The following is a 15,261-nucleotide window of genomic DNA, read 5'->3' as shown; positions in this document are numbered from 1 at the left end:
GTTCTTTCAATAGCCACTGTCGGTGGTCAGCACATGGTGCCCCGGCTCCACCTCGCGGTAGACCGAAGGCTCGGCCCGATAGCTGACAGGGTGGATCGGCGAGGGAATCGGTTTGAAGTTCAGGTCCTTCTCGGACTTGCGCCGGCGAGGATCGGCGATCGGCACGGCCTTCATCAGCGCTTGGGTATAGGGGTGCTGCGGGTTCTCAAACACCCGCTGGCGCGAGCCCATCTCGACGATGCGCCCCAGATACATGACGCCGACATAGTGGCTCACCCGCTCCACCACCGCCATGTCGTGGCTGATGAAGAGGAACGACAGTTCCATCTCGGCCTGAAGCTCCATCATCAGGTTGAGCACCTGCGCCTGCACAGACACGTCGAGGGCCGAGACCGCTTCATCCGCGATGATCAGCTTGGGGTTCAGCGCAAGCGCGCGGGCGATGGCGACCCGTTGGCGTTGGCCGCCCGACAGCTCATGCGGGAAGCGGCGCATGAAACTCCGCGGCAGTTCCACCCGGTCGAAGAGCATTTCGATCCGTTTGGTAATCTCGGCCCCCTTAAGGGTCGCAAAATTGTGGATCGGCTCGGCCACCTGATCGGCCAGCTGCATCTGCGGGTTGAGCGAGGCGAAGGGATCCTGAAAGATCATCTGCATGTCGAGCCGCGCGGTGCGCAGGGCCGATTGGTCCAGCGACATGATGTCGACACCATCAAGGTTCACCTCTCCCGACATCGGCTCCACCAGCCGCAGGATCGACCGTCCGGCGGTGGATTTGCCACATCCCGATTCGCCGACGAGGCTCAGCGTCTGACCTTTGTTGAGCGTAAAGGACAGGTCTTCGACCGCATGCACATTGGCCACAGTGCGGCGCAGGAAACCGCCCTGCACCGGAAAGCGCGTGGTGAGGTTTTTGACCGACAAGAGCACCTCTTCGCGGCCCTTGATCGGAACGATTTCCTTGTCCTCACTGCCCAGAAGCTTCATCGGCTCAGGGTATGGCTTGCCCGTCATCTCGCCCAGTTTCGGCACGGCGGCCAAAAGCGCCTTGGTATAGGGATGCTGCGGGTTCTCGAAAATCTCTTCGACGGTGCCTTCCTCGACCTTCTTGCCGCGGAACATAACGACGACCCGGTCAGCCATCTGCGCCACCACGGCCATGTCATGGGTGATAAACATCACCGCCGTGCCGGTTTCGCGCTTAAGACGATCCATCAGGGCGAGAATCTCGGCCTGGATGGTCACGTCGAGCGCGGTTGTGGGCTCATCGGCGATCAAGAGGCGCGGCTCGCAGGCCAGCGCCATGGCGATCACCACGCGCTGCCGCATGCCGCCTGAAAGTTCGTGGGGGTACTGCTTGAGGCGGCGCTCCGGCTCGGGGATGCGGACCTGTTTCATCAGTTCCAGCGCGCGGGCCTCGGCCTCTTTGCGGGTCATGTTCAGATGCAGGCGCAGACCTTCGGTCATCTGCTTGCCGATGGTGAAGACCGGGTTCAGCGCGGTCATCGGCTCTTGGAAGATCATGCCGATCTCATTGCCGCGAATCTTGCGCATCAGATTGCCGCCGCTGGCCGCGAGATCGACTTGGCCTTCTTCACCGCGCTCAAAAAGCAGGCGACCGCCTGCAATTTCACCGCCGCCATACTCAACCAGTCGCATCAGCGACAGGGAGGACACCGATTTGCCCGATCCTGATTCCCCGACCACGCAAACCGTCTCACCGGGATTGATGTCGAAACTGACATCCTCAACACCGACCACGGGGCCATCTTTGGTTTGAAATTCGACGCGCAGGCCCTGAATTTGGGCGATTGGCGCCCCATTGGTGTGATCCAGCATCTGTTTCCCTGTTGTTTTTATTGGCGCAGATTTTGCCCGACGCTACGGCGAATGTCACGAGACTGTCAAACCTGACGCGCAGACTTCGAGCTTTGTCATAATTGCGCCACGTCCGCCCTTGCAATTTCCGGCAAACCTGTTTCGATATAGCCCATGCGGTTTGGAAAGAGTGCTTCGATCACAGGTTGAATATTGCTTGTTTTGTTATGTTTAGCTGGCGAAGCTCATGTTCTTTCCGGGGCGACAACAACAAGGCGGGGAACATCCCGTCGACAATAAGCGGCACGCCCACGTGTCCAACATGGAGTAAGATATGAAATTGAAGACCCTATTGATGGGGGCTGTCGCATCGACGGCGCTTGCCCCTATGGCCTTTGCCGAAGCCCATGAGGGCGAGCGGGGCCGCGACGGCGAAGTCAAGATCATCTATTGGCAGGCGCCTTCGATCCTGAACCCCTATCTGTCGAGCGGCACAAAAGACGTCGAAGCCTCCTCGCTGGTTCTCGAACCGCTGGGCCGCTACGACCAGAACGGCGCGCTGGTGCCCTATCTGGCGACCGAGATTCCGACGCTGGAAAACGGCGGCGTCAGCGAAGACCTCAAGACCATCACATGGAAGCTGAAAGACGGGCTGATGTGGTCCGACGGCACCCCCGTCACTGCCAATGACGTCAAGTTCACCGCCGATTACTGCATGAACCCCGAAGGCGGCTGCGCGCAGTTGGCTAAATTTGAAGGTGTCTCCTCGGTTGATGTGGTCGACGACCAGACGGTCAAAGTTACCTTCTCCGAGCCGATGCCGAACCCCTACGGCCCCTTCATGGGCGGCCAATCCCCGATCATTCAGGCGGCACAGTTCGCTGATTGTACCGGCGCCAAAGCGCCTGAGTGCACCGAGGCCAACTTCAACCCCATCGGCACTGGCCCCTTCACCGTCACCGAGTTCCGCCCGAACGACGTGATCACCATGGCCGCGAACGAGAACTACCGCGACCCGAGCAAGCCTGCCTTCGCCACGCTGACCTTCAAAGGCGGCGGTGACGCGACAGCGGCGGGCCGTGCCGTGATGGAAACGGGTGAGTTCGACTACGCCTGGAACCTGCAACTGGCCCCCGATGTCATCGCCAAGATGGCCGAAGGCGGCAAGGGCAAGCCCATGTCGGCTTTCGGCACGCTGGTTGAGCGTCTTGAACTGAACATGACCGATGCCTCGCCAGACCTTCCCGAAGGTGAACGCGCCACAGCTAAACATCCGCACCCGATCCTGAGCGATGAGAAAGTCCGCCGGGCGCTCTCCATGGCGATCGACCGCGAATTGCTGGTCGAAGTGGGCTACGGCCAAGCGGGCCGCGCGACCTGCAACATGGTGCCCGCGCCCGAGCTTTACGCCTCGGACAACACCGACTGTCTGACCCAAGACATCGAAGGCGCCAAGGCGCTGTTGGACGAAGCGGGCTGGGTTGACAGCGATGGCGACGGGGTGCGTGAGAAGGATGGCGAGAAACTGTCCCTGCTCTACCAGACCTCGACCAACGCCGTGCGTCAGGACTTCCAAGCGCTGATCAAGGATTGGTGGAGCCAGATCGGTGTTGAAACCGAATTGCGCAACATCGACGCTTCGGTCTTCTTCGGCGGCGACCCCGGTTCGACCGACACGTTCCAGCGTTTCTATGCAGACGTTGAAATGTACGCCAACAACTTCGACGGCACCGACCCGCAGAGCTACCTTGCCCAGCGGACCTGCGCCAAGTTCCCCAGCCCTGAGACACAGTGGCAGGGCGAGAACATCAACCGCTTCTGCAACGAAGAGTATGATGCGATGGTGGCCGAACTGGGCCGCACCGGCGAAATGGAAAAGCGTGGCGAACTGGCCAAGAAGCTGAACGACATGCTGACCAAAGACAGCTACTCGATCTTGCCGCTGGTGGACCGTGGCCGCGTCTCGGCTGCTTCCAACACCCTTGGTGGCGTTGTGCTGAACACATGGGACTCCGAACTGTGGAATGCCGCCGATTGGTACCGCATGGAAGAGTGATCTAGGACGGAGGCGCGGCAGGCCCGCGCCTCCCTTCACCGACCTTCGGGGGTGTGCGTCATCCGCGCGCCCCCGTCTCGCCCCCACCCCCTCACAGACTGACCTACAAAGGCGACGCCCATGTTGACCTTCACCATCCGACGACTTCTTTTGTCGATCCCGACGCTTTTGTTTATCAGCCTGGTGATTTTCCTGCTGCTGCAACTCGCCCCCGGCGACCCGATGGCCCAAGTGCCGCTGACGGTCCCGCCCGAGGTGAAAGAGAAGATGCGCGAAGCGCTCGGCCTCGGCCAGCCGATCTATATCCAATATTGGAAATGGCTCGTGCAGGTCTTCTGGATCGAGCCGCAGGTTTTCATCGACTATCTGACCAACCACTCCGCCCTGTTCAGCTGGCTGCCCGATACGGCGCTTTCCGAAGGCAAGCTGCGCGTGATCTCTTGGCAGACCCGTTCGCCGGTGATGGACATCGTGATCCAGCGCATGCCGCAGACCCTCTGGGTCGTGGGGCTGGCCTATATCGTGGGCATCGTCATCGCGATCCCCATCGGCATCTACTCGGCCTACCGGCACTATTCGGTCTTCGATCAGGCCGGGACGTTCATCACCATGATCGGCTTTTCGATCCCGCCCTTCTTCACCGGTCCGCTGCTCATCGTGATCTTCTCGGTCTCTCTGGGCTGGCTGCCGTCGATCTACGATACGACCCATGTCGTGAACGACTGGGAAAGCTTCAAGGTGCAGTTCTTTCAGATGATTATGCCGGTGATGGTGCTGGCGCTGCAAACCACGGCGCAGATCAGCCGCTACATGCGCGGTGCCATGCTCGACAACCTGAACCAAGACTACGTGCGCACCGCCCGCGCCAAGGGTCTGAAGGAAAGCGTCGTGGTCATGGTGCATGTGCTGCGCAACTCGATGATCCCGGTGGTCACCGTCATCGCGCTCGGCATGCCCGCAATCTTTGGCGGCGCCATCATCACCGAGAACGTCTTCAAGGTGAACGGCATCGGCCAACTGCTGCTGACCGCGCTGCGCGCCAACGACCTGCCGATGGTGATGACCCTGACCTTCATCTTCGCGGTGCTGATCGTGCTGTTCAACCTGATCGCAGATATCCTCTACGGCCTGCTTGACCCAAGGATCCGTTATGACTGAGCAACCCATTCCCGCAAGCCCGGTCGAAGCCGACCTCGAGTTCATGAAGGCCCTGCAAGACAAAGGCCCGCAAAAGCCGCCGCGCAGCCAATGGCGCGACGTTTGGGACCAGTTCCGCAAACACAAGGGCGCGCTTTTTGGCGGTGGTTTCCTGATCTTCATCACGCTGGCGGTGATCTTTGGCCCCTATCTGTGGGACATCGACGCCAAGAAGCTGGACATCCGCAACAAAAACTGGCGGCCGATCTATACCCTGCTGTGGGATGGCGATGCCAAGGCGGGCTGGGCCCATCCCTTCGGCACCGACCAGTTGGGCCGCGACATCCTTGCGCAGATGCTCTTTGGCGGGCGCGTGTCGATGGCCGTGGGCTGGATGGCAATGGCGCTGGCGCTGATCATCGGCACCGCCGTCGGCGTGCTCTCGGGCTTTTTCAAACGTATGGATTTCTGGCTGATGCGGTTCACCGACCTGATCCTCAGCCTGCCGATCCTGCCTCTGGTCCTGCTTGCCGTGACGCTCTTTGGCCAACCGCTGCGGGCGCAGTTCGGGCCGGAGGGGGGCATGTTCATCCTCATCGTCTCGGTCATCAGCTTGACCTCATGGATGCAGACCGCGCGGATCGTGCGCGGCGACATTCTGGCGCTGAAAGAGCGTGAGTTCATCCTCGCCGCGCGCTCCATCGGGACGACGCCGGGCAAGATCATCCGCCGCCACCTGCTACCCAACGTGATCTCGCCCATCATGGTCTCGGCGACCCTTGGCCTCGCCACGGCAATCATCACCGAAAGCGCGCTGAGCTTCCTTGGCGTCGGCTTCCCGTCGGACTTCCCCACATGGGGCAAGCAGCTGGCCGATGCCGTGGACCGGATGCAGGAGTTCCCCGAGCGGGTGATGCTGCCGGGCATCGCCATCTCGCTGACCGTGCTTGCGGTGAACTACCTCGGCGACGGTCTGCGCGACGCGCTCGACCCGCGCATTCGCGGACGCTGAGCAAAATAGGAACCGACCGGCCCCTGCCCCCTGTGGCAGGGGCCGGTTGTTTCGCGCCCCATGACGCAGGGTGAACAGCGTCGCCCCTTTTCCCATCAATACGGAATTTAATTCACCCCTCCGGGGGTCGACCCTGTGCGCTTTCACTTGATTGTGACCCTCACCCGCTCCAAATGGGAAATAATTCCGTTTTCGAGGGTTTTCGCGATGTTTGAGTCTTTCGGCTTTGAAGAGACGACAGCAAAAGAGGCGTCCGTTCTGCTGGCGGCCCTCATCGGGCTGGCGTTCGGTGTGCTGGCGCAGCGCACGCGATTTTGCTTTCGCCGCAGCCTCGTGGGCGAAGACCGACGCCAAGCGCTCGGCGTCTGGCTCACCGCGTTGGCGCTGGCGGTGATCGGCACGCAGGCCGCCGTGGCCGCGGGTTGGATCAGTTTCGACGCGCATCGTTTCATGACCTCTGAAGTGCCGTTTCTGGCGATTGGCATCGGCGGGCTGCTGTTCGGCGCAGGCATGGTGCTCACGCGCGGCTGCATCTCGCGCCTTACGGTGCTGACAGGCGGCGGCAACCTGCGCGGGGCGCTGGTGGTGCTGGTCTTTGCCGTGGTGGCCCATGCCACCCTCAAAGGTGTTCTGGCACCGCTGCGCGTGGCGCTTGGGTCCGTGACCGTGGACATGGGCGAGAGCGTGAGCCTTGCTGCCCTGCCCGGCGGTGCGCTGGTTTGGGGCGGTCTGATCGCCGTGGCGGCGCTGGCCTATGCGCTGCGCTCGGGCAACCGTCCGGGGCAACTGGTGATGGCCGGTTTGATCGGGCTTTTGGTGCCTGCCGCATGGGTCGGCACCGGGTTTATCCTGCTGGATGAATTCGACCCGATCGCGATGGAGAGCCTTAGCTTCACCTCGCCCTCTGCCGATACTCTGTTCTGGACCATCGCCAGCAGTTCAATCCCCGCAGGCTTTGGCACCGGGCTATTGGGCGGCGTCTTTGTCGGTGCGCTGATCGCCAGCCTCTTCGCGCGGGAGTTCCGGTGGCAGAGCTTTGACGCCCCCCGTCAGACCGGGCGCTACCTGACCGGGGCCGCCATGATGGGCGTGGGCGGCGTGTTGGCCGGGGGCTGCACCTTGGGCGCGGGGCTCTCCGGCGTGCCGACGCTTTCGGTCGCGGCTATCGTGGCCATCGTGATGATCGCTTTGGGCGGTTTGGCCATGCAGGCGCTGCTCAACCGATCTTCCGCCGCAAACGGCGCAGCGTCCACCACACGCCAAGCACAACCGGCAGAGTGACGGCGGCGGTCAGCAGCCCCTTGCTGACCCCAAGTGGCGCAGCGAGCGGGTAGAGCAGATAGCCCGCCAGCGACACCGCGTAATAGCTGATCGCCACGACCGACAGCCCCTCTACGGTATGTTGCAGCCGCAGTTGCAGATCGGCGCGGCGGTCCATACTGGCAAGGATCGCTTGGTTCTGGGCCGAGCGTTCCACATCCACGCGCGTCCGCAAAAGATCCGCTGCCCGCAGTGCCCGCGCGGCGATGGTCTGCAAGCGCGTCTCGGTCGATTTTACCGTGCGCATCGCGGGCGCATAGCGGCGCATCATGAACTCCCCAAAGCCCTGCCGCCCCAGAAAACGGGCCTCACGCAGGGCCGAGATACGTTCATAGACGATGGCCTCATAGGCACCCGTGGCGGCGAAACGATAGGCGGTCTCCGCCGTCAGCGCCTCCAGTGCGACCGACACGTCCAAAAGCGCGTGCAGCGTTTCCTCAGCCGCCGTGCCCGCCCCGCTGCGCATCGCCCCCATGAGCGTCGATAGCTGTCCGTCCAAATCGTTCAGCGCCCCGGCCATGTCGCGGGCCTGCATGAACCCCAGCATCGACATCGCCTTATAGGTCTCGATCTCGCAGAGCCGCTGCACGATCCGCCCAATCCGCCGCTGGCCTGTCGTTGCATCGGTGAAAAGCGCGAGGCGCAGATGGCCTGCGGGATCAATCCGAAAGTCACTGGCCACCACCGCCGCCCCATCCAGCACCTCCGCCACGGCGAGGCTTTCGGGCACGAACCAGTCTTGCAAATGCGCCGCGATCTCATCGTCGGCTTCCGGCTTCGGCAGCACCGCAAGCAGGGCCGAGGTGATCCGCTCCCCCTGCACTTCGGCCAGCCAATCCTCTGGGAAGGCGTCGAAATCCGTGGCGGCGAAGGGCAGGCTCCGGCCTGAGGGGGCGATGACCGTATAGGTGACGAACTCGGTATGCTGCTCCCATTTCAGGGTGAAGCGGCCCATCTCTCCGTAATAATGCGTGGCCGCCGCATCGGCGCGTGGGGCGCCGTAATGGGCCAGCAGCGCGTTCAACTCGGCCTGCGGCATGGCATCGGGCGCGGGTTTTACCGCGAGAAAGGCAACCCGAGAGGGCGCGGCAAGCTGCGGAAACGGGCGCGCGTGCATTTCGCCGGTAAGGGCAAGCCGCTGCGGGTGGTCTTTGATCGGGGCCATAATGGGGTCCGCTGTTGGGTGTATCCCGTCAAGAATAGCGTCATTGCCGCCGATGAACAGTAAAAAAGTCACGCCTTTTCAACGGGTTGATGCATACCGAGGTATACCGCAAGGCCATAACGGAAAACGCCCCACCGTTTCCGGCGGGGCGCTCATGGGATGGGCGGGGAATTTTTCAAAAATTCCCGGCCGTTTTCTTTGAAAGAAAACGTCAGTCGATCAGCGGCAGCAACTTGTCGAGGCTGGCCTTCGCGTCACCGTAGAACATGCGCGTATTCTCCTTAAAGAACAGAGGGTTCTCGATGCCGGAATAGCCCGTGCCCTGCCCGCGTTTGGAGACGATGACGGTCTTCGCCTTCCAGCATTCCAGCACCGGCATCCCGGCGATGGGGCTGTTGGGATCGTCCTGTGCAGCGGGGTTCACGATGTCGTTGGAGCCGATGACGATGGCGACGTCGGTGTCGGGGAAGTCGTCGTTGATCTCCTCCATCTCCATCACGATGTCATAGGGCACCTTGGCCTCGGCCAGAAGCACGTTCATGTGCCCGGGCAGACGGCCCGCCACCGGGTGGATGGCGAAACGCACGTTCTTGCCCTTGGCGCGCAGCTTCTTGACCAGATCGCTGACAGCACCTTGCGCCTGTGCCACCGCCATGCCGTAGCCGGGGATGATGATGACGCTGTCGGCCTCGTTGAGCGCCTGCGCCACACCGTCGGCCTCGATCGCCACCTGCTCGCCCTCGACCTCCATCGCGGGGCCCGAGGTACCGCCGAAGCCGCCGAGGATGACGCTGATGAACGAGCGGTTCATCGCCTTGCACATGATGTAGCTGAGGATCGCACCCGAGGAGCCGACCAGCGCGCCGACCACGATCAGAAGATCGTTGCCGAGCGAGAAGCCAATCGCCGCCGCGGCCCAGCCGGAGTAGCTGTTCAGCATCGAGACAACCACCGGCATGTCCGCGCCGCCGATGCCCATGATCAGGTGATAGCCGATGAACAGCGCCGCCAGCGTCATGATGAACAGCGGCAGGAAGCCCCCGGTGTTGAAGTACCAGATCAGGCAGAGCAGCGAGATCACCGCCGCGCCCGCGTTGAGCAGGTGACCACCCGGCAGCTTGGTGGCCGCAGAGCTCACGCGGCCCGCGAGCTTGCCATAGGCGATGACCGATCCGGTGAAGGTCACGGCACCGATGAAGACGCCGAGGAACAACTCAACCCGCAGGATCGCGATCTCGACGCTGTCCTTCTTGGCCAGAAGTGCTGCGAAACCCTCGGTCGCCTTGCGCGCCACATCGTCCATCGCCAGCACGTTGCCCAGTTCGATATGAGCGTTGTAGCCCACGAAAACCGCAGCGAGACCGACGAGGCTGTGCATGGCCGCGACAAGCTCGGGCATCTGCGTCATTTGCACGCGGGTGGCCAGTTGGTAGCCGACGGCACCGCCGGCGGCGATTAGGATCAGCGAGAGGAGCCACAGCCCCGCCCCCGGCCCGATCAGCGTGGCGATGACCGCCAGCGCCATGCCGGCGATACCATACCATACCGCGCGTTTCGCGCTTTCCTGCCCCGACAGACCGCCGAGCGACAGGATGAAGAGAACCGCTGCGACCACATAGGCCGCTGTCGTGAATCCGTATTCCATGATGCTCGCTCCTTCAGGATTTCTGGAACATGGCGAGCATGCGCCGTGTCACGAGGAAGCCGCCGAAAATGTTGATCCCACACATAAAGACCGACAGGGCAGCAAGAAGGATCACCAGCCACGAGCCAGAGCCGATCTGCATCAGCGCGCCCAGAATGATGATCGAGGAGATCGCATTGGTCACCGCCATCAGCGGGGTGTGCAGGCTGTGCGCCACGCCCCAGATCACTTGGAAACCGACGAAGACCGCCAGAACGAAGACGATGAAGTGCTGCATGAAGCTGGCGGGGGCGACGAGGCCGACACCGAGCAGCAACGCCGCGCCGACGGCCAAGAGCGTGACTTGGTTCTTGGTCTGCGCTTTGAAAGCAGCCAATTCGTCAGCACGCTTCTCCTCCGGGGTCTTTTCTTTAACCTTTTCCTTTTTCGGCGCAGCCGCGATGGCTGCGACCTTGGGCGGTGGCGGCGGGAAGGTCACTTCTTTTTCGTGGGTGATGGTCGCGCCCCGGATCACGTCATCTTCCATGTCGTGGTTGATGACACCGTCTTTCTCGGGCGTCAGATCCGTCATCAGGTGGCGGATGTTGGTGGAATAGAGTGTCGAAGCCTGCGTCGCCATGCGCGAGGGGAAATCGGTGTAGCCGATGATCGTGACACCGTTGTCAGTGACGATCTTCTCGTCCATCTTGGTGAGCTTGCAGTTGCCGCCCTTCTCCGCGGCGAGGTCCACGATCACCGAGCCGGGCTTCATCGCCTGCACCATGTCCTCGGTCCAAAGCTCCGGCGCTTCGCGGTTGGGGATCAGCGCCGTGGTGATCACGATGTCCACATCGGGCGCCAACTCGCGGAACTTGGCCAGCTGCGCTTCGCGGAATTCGGGAGAGGAAACAGAGGCATAGCCGCCCGAAGCGGAGCCGTCTTGCTGTTCTTCCTCGAAGTCGAGATAGACGAACTCGGCGCCCATGCTCTCGACCTGTTCGGCCACTTCGGGGCGCACGTCGAAGGCCAGCGTGATCGCGCCGAGCGAGGTCGACGTGCCGATGGCGGCAAGACCCGCGACACCAGCGCCGACGACCAAAACCTTGGCCGGGGGCACCTTGCCCGCCGCGGTGATCTGACCGGTGAAGAAACGACCGAAGTTGTTGCCCGCCTCGATCACCGCGCGGTAGCCCGCGATGTTCGCCATCGACGAAAGCGCGTCCATCTTCTGGGCCCGGCTGATGCGCGGCACCATGTCCATCGCCATGACGGTCGCGCCCTTCTCGGCCGCGGCCTCCATCAACTCGGTATTGCCGGCGGGGTTGAACATGGAGATCAGCGTCTGGCCTGCGCGCAGGTACTTGACCTCATCCTCAGAGGGCGGGCGCACCTTGGCAACCACATCGGCGGCCTCGTAAAGCGCGGCGGCAGATTGCACCACCTCGACATCCGCGGCTTCATAGGCGGCATCGTCAAAGCCCGCAGCCGCCCCGGCGCCCGTCTCGATGACGCAGCTATGCCCGAGTTTTTGCAGTTGCAGCGCGCTTTCCGGGGTCATCGCGACCCGGTTCTCGCCCTCAAATATTTCTTTTGGTGTCCCGATTTTCAAACCAAGAGTCCCCCTTTGCTGGCCCGTCGCGCCGCTCTGGCGCAACTTTGTTAGTCAGAGCGATAGCGCGCGCGCAGCAATAGTACAAGCAAACCGCGGGGTGAAACGGTGCAAAATTGCTGCACCGCGACATCGGAAGAACGGTTTGCTGTTCTCGGCGCAGAGATAGAACAGCCGTTCCACCCCGCGCCAGTAGCATGGCCCGAGGGCCATGCCGAAGTGTCAAACGACGGCTAAGTCGCGATCAAAGACCGGGGATCAGACGCGCCAAGCCGCGCTGGTCAAAGGTGGTGCCACGATCCGCGCCGAAGTTGATTTCGCCGCCCAGACCGACGAAGGGCTCGGACTCGCTGATGCCGCCCACGTCCACCTTGGCAGACCCGACTTCCAAGAATAGATTGGTGGTCGGGGAAACCTCACGATCAAGCCGCATAGCAAAACGCGACAGGTCGTCTCCATCGCTGCCTAGCCGATCATAGGAGCCGCTGATGCCAAAGCCTTCCGCCAGCGCATAACGCGCCTTGATACCGCCAAGCGTGCCGTCGCCTGCATCGGTATCGACATGGGCCAGATAGCCTTCGAAGTCCCAATCTAGCATTTCATAGCCTGCTTCGAGACCCAAGATATCCGCATCTCCGCCCAAGGCTTCCTCCCGGGTGTAGAAGGCCCCGAAAGAGGTTGCTTCGTCCCAGTGGTAAATGCCGTGCAGGCCCAGCAAATGGCTGTCTTCATCGACAAAGTCGAAGTCGCTGTAACCGGCGTCGAACTGCAAGCTAAGGTTGCGGTTAAAGCCAAGCTCTACCGACCCATCAAGGCCAAGCCGGCTGAAATCGGTGTCGTCCGCGAATGCGGAATAGGAAAGCCCGACCGATCCGCCCGTCACTTCGACCGCCCGCGCTGTGGTTGCCCCAAAAGCGAGGGCTGCGGAAAGGGCGAGAACTGAAAATTCTATGTGTTTCATTTTACTGCTCCAATGGTTCTGGCAGGGCCCTGCCATCAGGTTACCCATCCGACCAGTGCGCCAAGGCGGCGAGCGCTGCAATAGTCAGGCGTAAGGCTTCCGCAAATGTGATCGGCGGGCGGCAAGATTTGGCCTATCGCCGTGCCAGCCGCCCCGAAAATAACGCCCCGTTATCAAAAGCTGCCTATTGTACTGCCGCCCCCACCGCGCCACCCTGCCCACAAAGGGGAGGCATTATGACATTGCAGAACAAACACGCATTCATCACCGGCGGTGGCACCGGCATCGGGCTGGCCATCGCGCAGGACTTGGCCGCGAAGGGCGCGAAGGTCACCATCACCGGGCGGCGTCAGGAGGTGCTCGACGCCGTGTCAGGCGATGACATCAGCGGCATGGCGATGGACGTGCGCGACGAGGCGCAGGTCACCGAGACCATCGCCCGCGCGGTCGAGGCCAATGGCCCGGTGCAAATCTGCGTGGCCAATGCGGGCGTGGCCGAAGGCCGGTCACTGCATAAAACCGACCTCGATTTCTGGCGCGACATGATGGCGACCAATCTCGACGGGGCCTTTCTCACCATCCGCGAGAGCCTGAAATCCATGCGCCAGACCGATTGGGGCCGGGTCATCGCCGTGTCCTCCATGGCCGGGCTGCGCGGCCTGCCGGGGGCGGCCTGCTACTCGGCCTCGAAACACGGGATGATCGGGCTGATCCGCGCGCTCAGCGAAGATTACATGGGCCAGCCCTTTACCTTCAACGCCCTCTGCCCCGGTTATGTCGATACCGAGATCATCGCGCGCAACACGCAGGCGATCTCCAAACGCGCCGGGCTCTCCGAGGAAAAGGCCCGCGATGTCATGGTCAATGCCAACCGCCACAAACGTCTGATCGCCCCCTCGGAAGTGGCTGCTGCGGCGGCATGGCTGGTCGGCGAAGGCTCCGAAAGCATCAACGGCCAGTCGATCGAGATCGCTGGCGGGCAAATGTAGCGGCGTTAAGGTTGCTTTAACCAAGCTGGGCCAAGCTCAGGGCCATGAAAGACAGCCCTCCATCCCATGGCCCGAACAGCTATTTCTTTACCCTGCGCCTCGCGCGGCGCGATGATGACGCGCTGCTACGGCATATCACGGCCCTGCGCCAAGCGATGCGTGAGACTTTGGCGCGCAAACCCTTCCGGATCGATGCCATCGCCATCTTGCCGGATGTGCTCCATACGGTCTGGACCCTGCCGCCCGACGATACCGATTACGGCAATCGGATCGGCATGTGGAAGGGGCGGTTTTCCCGGCATCTCCCGCCAGCCCCGCATCGCAGTCTGCGGCAGATCAAACGGGGCGAGAAAGGGATTTGGCAGCGGCGATTTTGGGAGCATCGGATCCGTGACCACGCGGATTTCGAACGGCATTGCGGCTTGGTGCACCTCAGCCCCGTGCACGCAGGCTATTGTGACCGTCCTGAGGCTTGGCCTTACAGCTCCTATACCCGCGCCTGCTCAGGTCCGCCAGCGCCTCAGGGCGCGGAGGCGGGGCCGCTAGAGGAGGACGCGGTTTTGGATGATGATGTGACGCCGCTGAACCACGCGGCCCCACCTGTTACGCCACTCAACGGGCTGCACAGTTGAAAGGCGTTGAGGCTATGCATCCGTTGACGGCGCGATTGGGGTCGCGGGGAATTGACAGAACGACTGCGTTGCGATGCAGGCTGCCGCGCCCCCCGAGAAGCGCGGCGCGCGTTTATCGAGAGTGCAACGCGCGCGCCCTGCGCCCCGCCCTACTGCGCGGCGGTCATCACCGGCATGGCCGATCCATCTGCCGCCCAAGCCCGCACTGCCGCGCCAAAATGTTCGAACAGCGGGCGCGAGACCGGGTCATTGGCCGCGTTCCACTCGGGATGCCACTGCACGGCGAGGGTAAAGCCCGGCGCGTCTTTGATATAGATCGCCTCGGGCGTGCCATCATCCGCGTGGCCGTCTATCACCACGCGCGGGCCGGGTTCCTTGATCCCCTGCCCGTGCAGCGTGTTGGTCAGCACTTTGGACGCGCCCATCACACGGTGGAACACACCACCTTCGGTAAAGCTTACGTCATGGCGTAGTTCGAACTTCTCTTCGATGGTGCCATCGGGGGGCATCCGGTGGTTCATCCGCCCCGGCAGATCGCGAATCTCAGGATAGAGCGACCCACCCATGGCGACGTTTACCTCCTGAAACCCGCGGCAAAGGCCGAGGAAGGGTTGGCCCCGCGCCACACAGGCCCGCACAAGCGCCAGCGCCACCGCGTCGCGCGCGCGGTCAAAGGCACCATGGGCCTCCGTCTCAGGCTCACCATATTCTTCGGGATGCACATTGGGGCGCCCGCCGGTCAACAGGAAACCGTCGCAGACCTCCAGCAATTCCTCGACCGAGACAAAGCGCGGATCGCTCGGCACGATAAGCGGCAGACAGCCTGAGACCTCGGCAATCGCTTCGGTGTTCATCTGCCCGCCCGCGTGGACGGGGTATTGATCGTTCAGCAGGTAGGAATTGCCAATGATACCAACGACGGGTCGGGCCATGAGTTA

12 protein-coding genes are annotated in these 15,261 nt (G+C 62.4%); 6 read left to right on the top strand and 6 right to left on the bottom strand.

What is annotated here, in order from left to right:
• Window positions 1-6: 6 nt before the first annotated feature.
• Complete coding sequence (locus J7392_RS13180) at window positions 7-1,839, bottom strand: ABC transporter ATP-binding protein (RefSeq protein WP_209217959.1); 1,833 nt, start codon at window positions 1,837-1,839, stop codon at window positions 7-9.
• A gap of 313 nt (window positions 1,840-2,152) precedes the next feature.
• Here J7392_RS13180 and J7392_RS13175 point away from each other — a divergent pair, with 313 nt between their 5' ends.
• The 4 genes from J7392_RS13175 to J7392_RS13160 all read left to right on the top strand — a co-directional run bounded on the left by J7392_RS13175 (window position 2,153) and on the right by J7392_RS13160 (window position 7,304).
• Window positions 2,153-3,874 carry a peptide ABC transporter substrate-binding protein gene (locus J7392_RS13175; RefSeq protein ID WP_209217957.1) on the top strand — a complete coding sequence of 574 codons (1,722 nt, stop codon included), beginning with the start codon at window positions 2,153-2,155 and terminating at the stop codon, window positions 3,872-3,874.
• Between the two features lie 120 nt (window positions 3,875-3,994).
• Window positions 3,995-5,032: an ABC transporter permease gene (locus J7392_RS13170; RefSeq protein ID WP_067263329.1), complete on the top strand. Its 1,038-nt coding sequence runs from the start codon at window positions 3,995-3,997 to the stop codon at window positions 5,030-5,032.
• Window positions 5,025-6,023, top strand: a complete 999-nt coding sequence (locus J7392_RS13165) for an ABC transporter permease (protein WP_067263326.1) — start codon at window positions 5,025-5,027, stop codon at window positions 6,021-6,023. The genes J7392_RS13170 and J7392_RS13165 overlap by 8 nt, the downstream gene beginning before the upstream one ends.
• A 207-nt stretch (window positions 6,024-6,230) precedes the next feature.
• A complete protein-coding gene (locus J7392_RS13160; protein WP_209217955.1) occupies window positions 6,231-7,304 on the top strand; it encodes a YeeE/YedE family protein in 1,074 nt (357 codons plus the stop codon).
• Here the strand turns inward: J7392_RS13160 and J7392_RS13155 are convergent.
• The 4 genes from J7392_RS13155 to J7392_RS13140 form a co-directional block, all read right to left on the bottom strand.
• Entirely contained in the window at window positions 7,240-8,508 is a 1,269-nt protein-coding gene (locus J7392_RS13155; RefSeq protein ID WP_209217954.1) for a DUF3422 domain-containing protein, read from the bottom strand. The genes J7392_RS13160 and J7392_RS13155 overlap by 65 nt on opposite strands.
• 211 nt (window positions 8,509-8,719) lie before the next feature.
• Window positions 8,720-10,153, bottom strand: coding sequence for an NAD(P)(+) transhydrogenase (Re/Si-specific) subunit beta (locus tag J7392_RS13150; protein ID WP_209217952.1), 1,434 nt, complete (start codon window positions 10,151-10,153; stop codon window positions 8,720-8,722).
• 13 nt (window positions 10,154-10,166) lie between these two features.
• The gene (locus J7392_RS13145) at window positions 10,167-11,741 is read right to left on the bottom strand and encodes a Re/Si-specific NAD(P)(+) transhydrogenase subunit alpha (protein ID WP_209217950.1); all 1,575 of its coding nucleotides are present in this window, start codon (window positions 11,739-11,741) and stop codon (window positions 10,167-10,169) included.
• 244 nt (window positions 11,742-11,985) lie between these two features.
• A complete protein-coding gene (locus J7392_RS13140) occupies window positions 11,986-12,702 on the bottom strand; it encodes a hypothetical protein (protein WP_209217948.1) in 717 nt (238 codons plus the stop codon).
• Between the two features lie 236 nt (window positions 12,703-12,938).
• Between J7392_RS13140 and J7392_RS13135 the strand changes: the two genes are divergently transcribed.
• Together J7392_RS13135 and J7392_RS13130 are read left to right on the top strand one after the other, a co-directional pair.
• A complete protein-coding gene (locus tag J7392_RS13135; protein WP_209217946.1) occupies window positions 12,939-13,691 on the top strand; it encodes an SDR family oxidoreductase in 753 nt (250 codons plus the stop codon).
• Window positions 13,692-13,735: 44 nt separating this feature from the next.
• On the top strand, window positions 13,736-14,323 hold the full coding sequence (locus J7392_RS13130; protein ID WP_209217944.1) for a transposase: 588 nt from the start codon (window positions 13,736-13,738) through the stop codon (window positions 14,321-14,323).
• Between the two features lie 149 nt (window positions 14,324-14,472).
• On the opposite strand, the gene J7392_RS13125 is transcribed toward J7392_RS13130, so the two are convergent.
• Window positions 14,473-15,255: a gamma-glutamyl-gamma-aminobutyrate hydrolase family protein gene (locus J7392_RS13125; protein ID WP_168612018.1), complete on the bottom strand. Its 783-nt coding sequence runs from the start codon at window positions 15,253-15,255 to the stop codon at window positions 14,473-14,475.
• Between the last annotated feature and the right edge of the window lie 6 nt (window positions 15,256-15,261).

Origin of the sequence: Sulfitobacter sp. R18_1 (genome assembly GCF_017743915.1) — a bacterium.
Classification (GTDB): domain Bacteria; phylum Pseudomonadota; class Alphaproteobacteria; order Rhodobacterales; family Rhodobacteraceae; genus Sulfitobacter; species Sulfitobacter faviae.
This window is presented reverse-complemented; position numbering and strand designations above follow the sequence as displayed.

Bases quoted from the DNA above. Each gene is read 5' to 3' on its own strand.
- J7392_RS13130 (WP_209217944.1), top strand. From the start codon at position 13,736: ATGAAAGACAGCCCTCCATCCCATGGCCCGAACAGCTATTTCTTTACC.
- J7392_RS13165 (WP_067263326.1), top strand. From the start codon at position 5,025: ATGACTGAGCAACCCATTCCCGCAAGCCCGGTCGAAGCCGACCTCGAG.
- J7392_RS13170 (WP_067263329.1), top strand. From the start codon at position 3,995: ATGTTGACCTTCACCATCCGACGACTTCTTTTGTCGATCCCGACGCTT.
- J7392_RS13155 (WP_209217954.1), bottom strand. From the start codon at position 8,508: ATGGCCCCGATCAAAGACCACCCGCAGCGGCTTGCCCTTACCGGCGAA.
- J7392_RS13135 (WP_209217946.1), top strand. From the start codon at position 12,939: ATGACATTGCAGAACAAACACGCATTCATCACCGGCGGTGGCACCGGC.
- J7392_RS13150 (WP_209217952.1), bottom strand. From the start codon at position 10,153: ATGGAATACGGATTCACGACAGCGGCCTATGTGGTCGCAGCGGTTCTC.
- J7392_RS13180 (WP_209217959.1), bottom strand. From the start codon at position 1,839: ATGCTGGATCACACCAATGGGGCGCCAATCGCCCAAATTCAGGGCCTG.
- J7392_RS13140 (WP_209217948.1), bottom strand. From the start codon at position 12,702: ATGAAACACATAGAATTTTCAGTTCTCGCCCTTTCCGCAGCCCTCGCT.
- J7392_RS13175 (WP_209217957.1), top strand. From the start codon at position 2,153: ATGAAATTGAAGACCCTATTGATGGGGGCTGTCGCATCGACGGCGCTT.
- J7392_RS13160 (WP_209217955.1), top strand. From the start codon at position 6,231: ATGTTTGAGTCTTTCGGCTTTGAAGAGACGACAGCAAAAGAGGCGTCC.
- J7392_RS13125 (WP_168612018.1), bottom strand. From the start codon at position 15,255: ATGGCCCGACCCGTCGTTGGTATCATTGGCAATTCCTACCTGCTGAAC.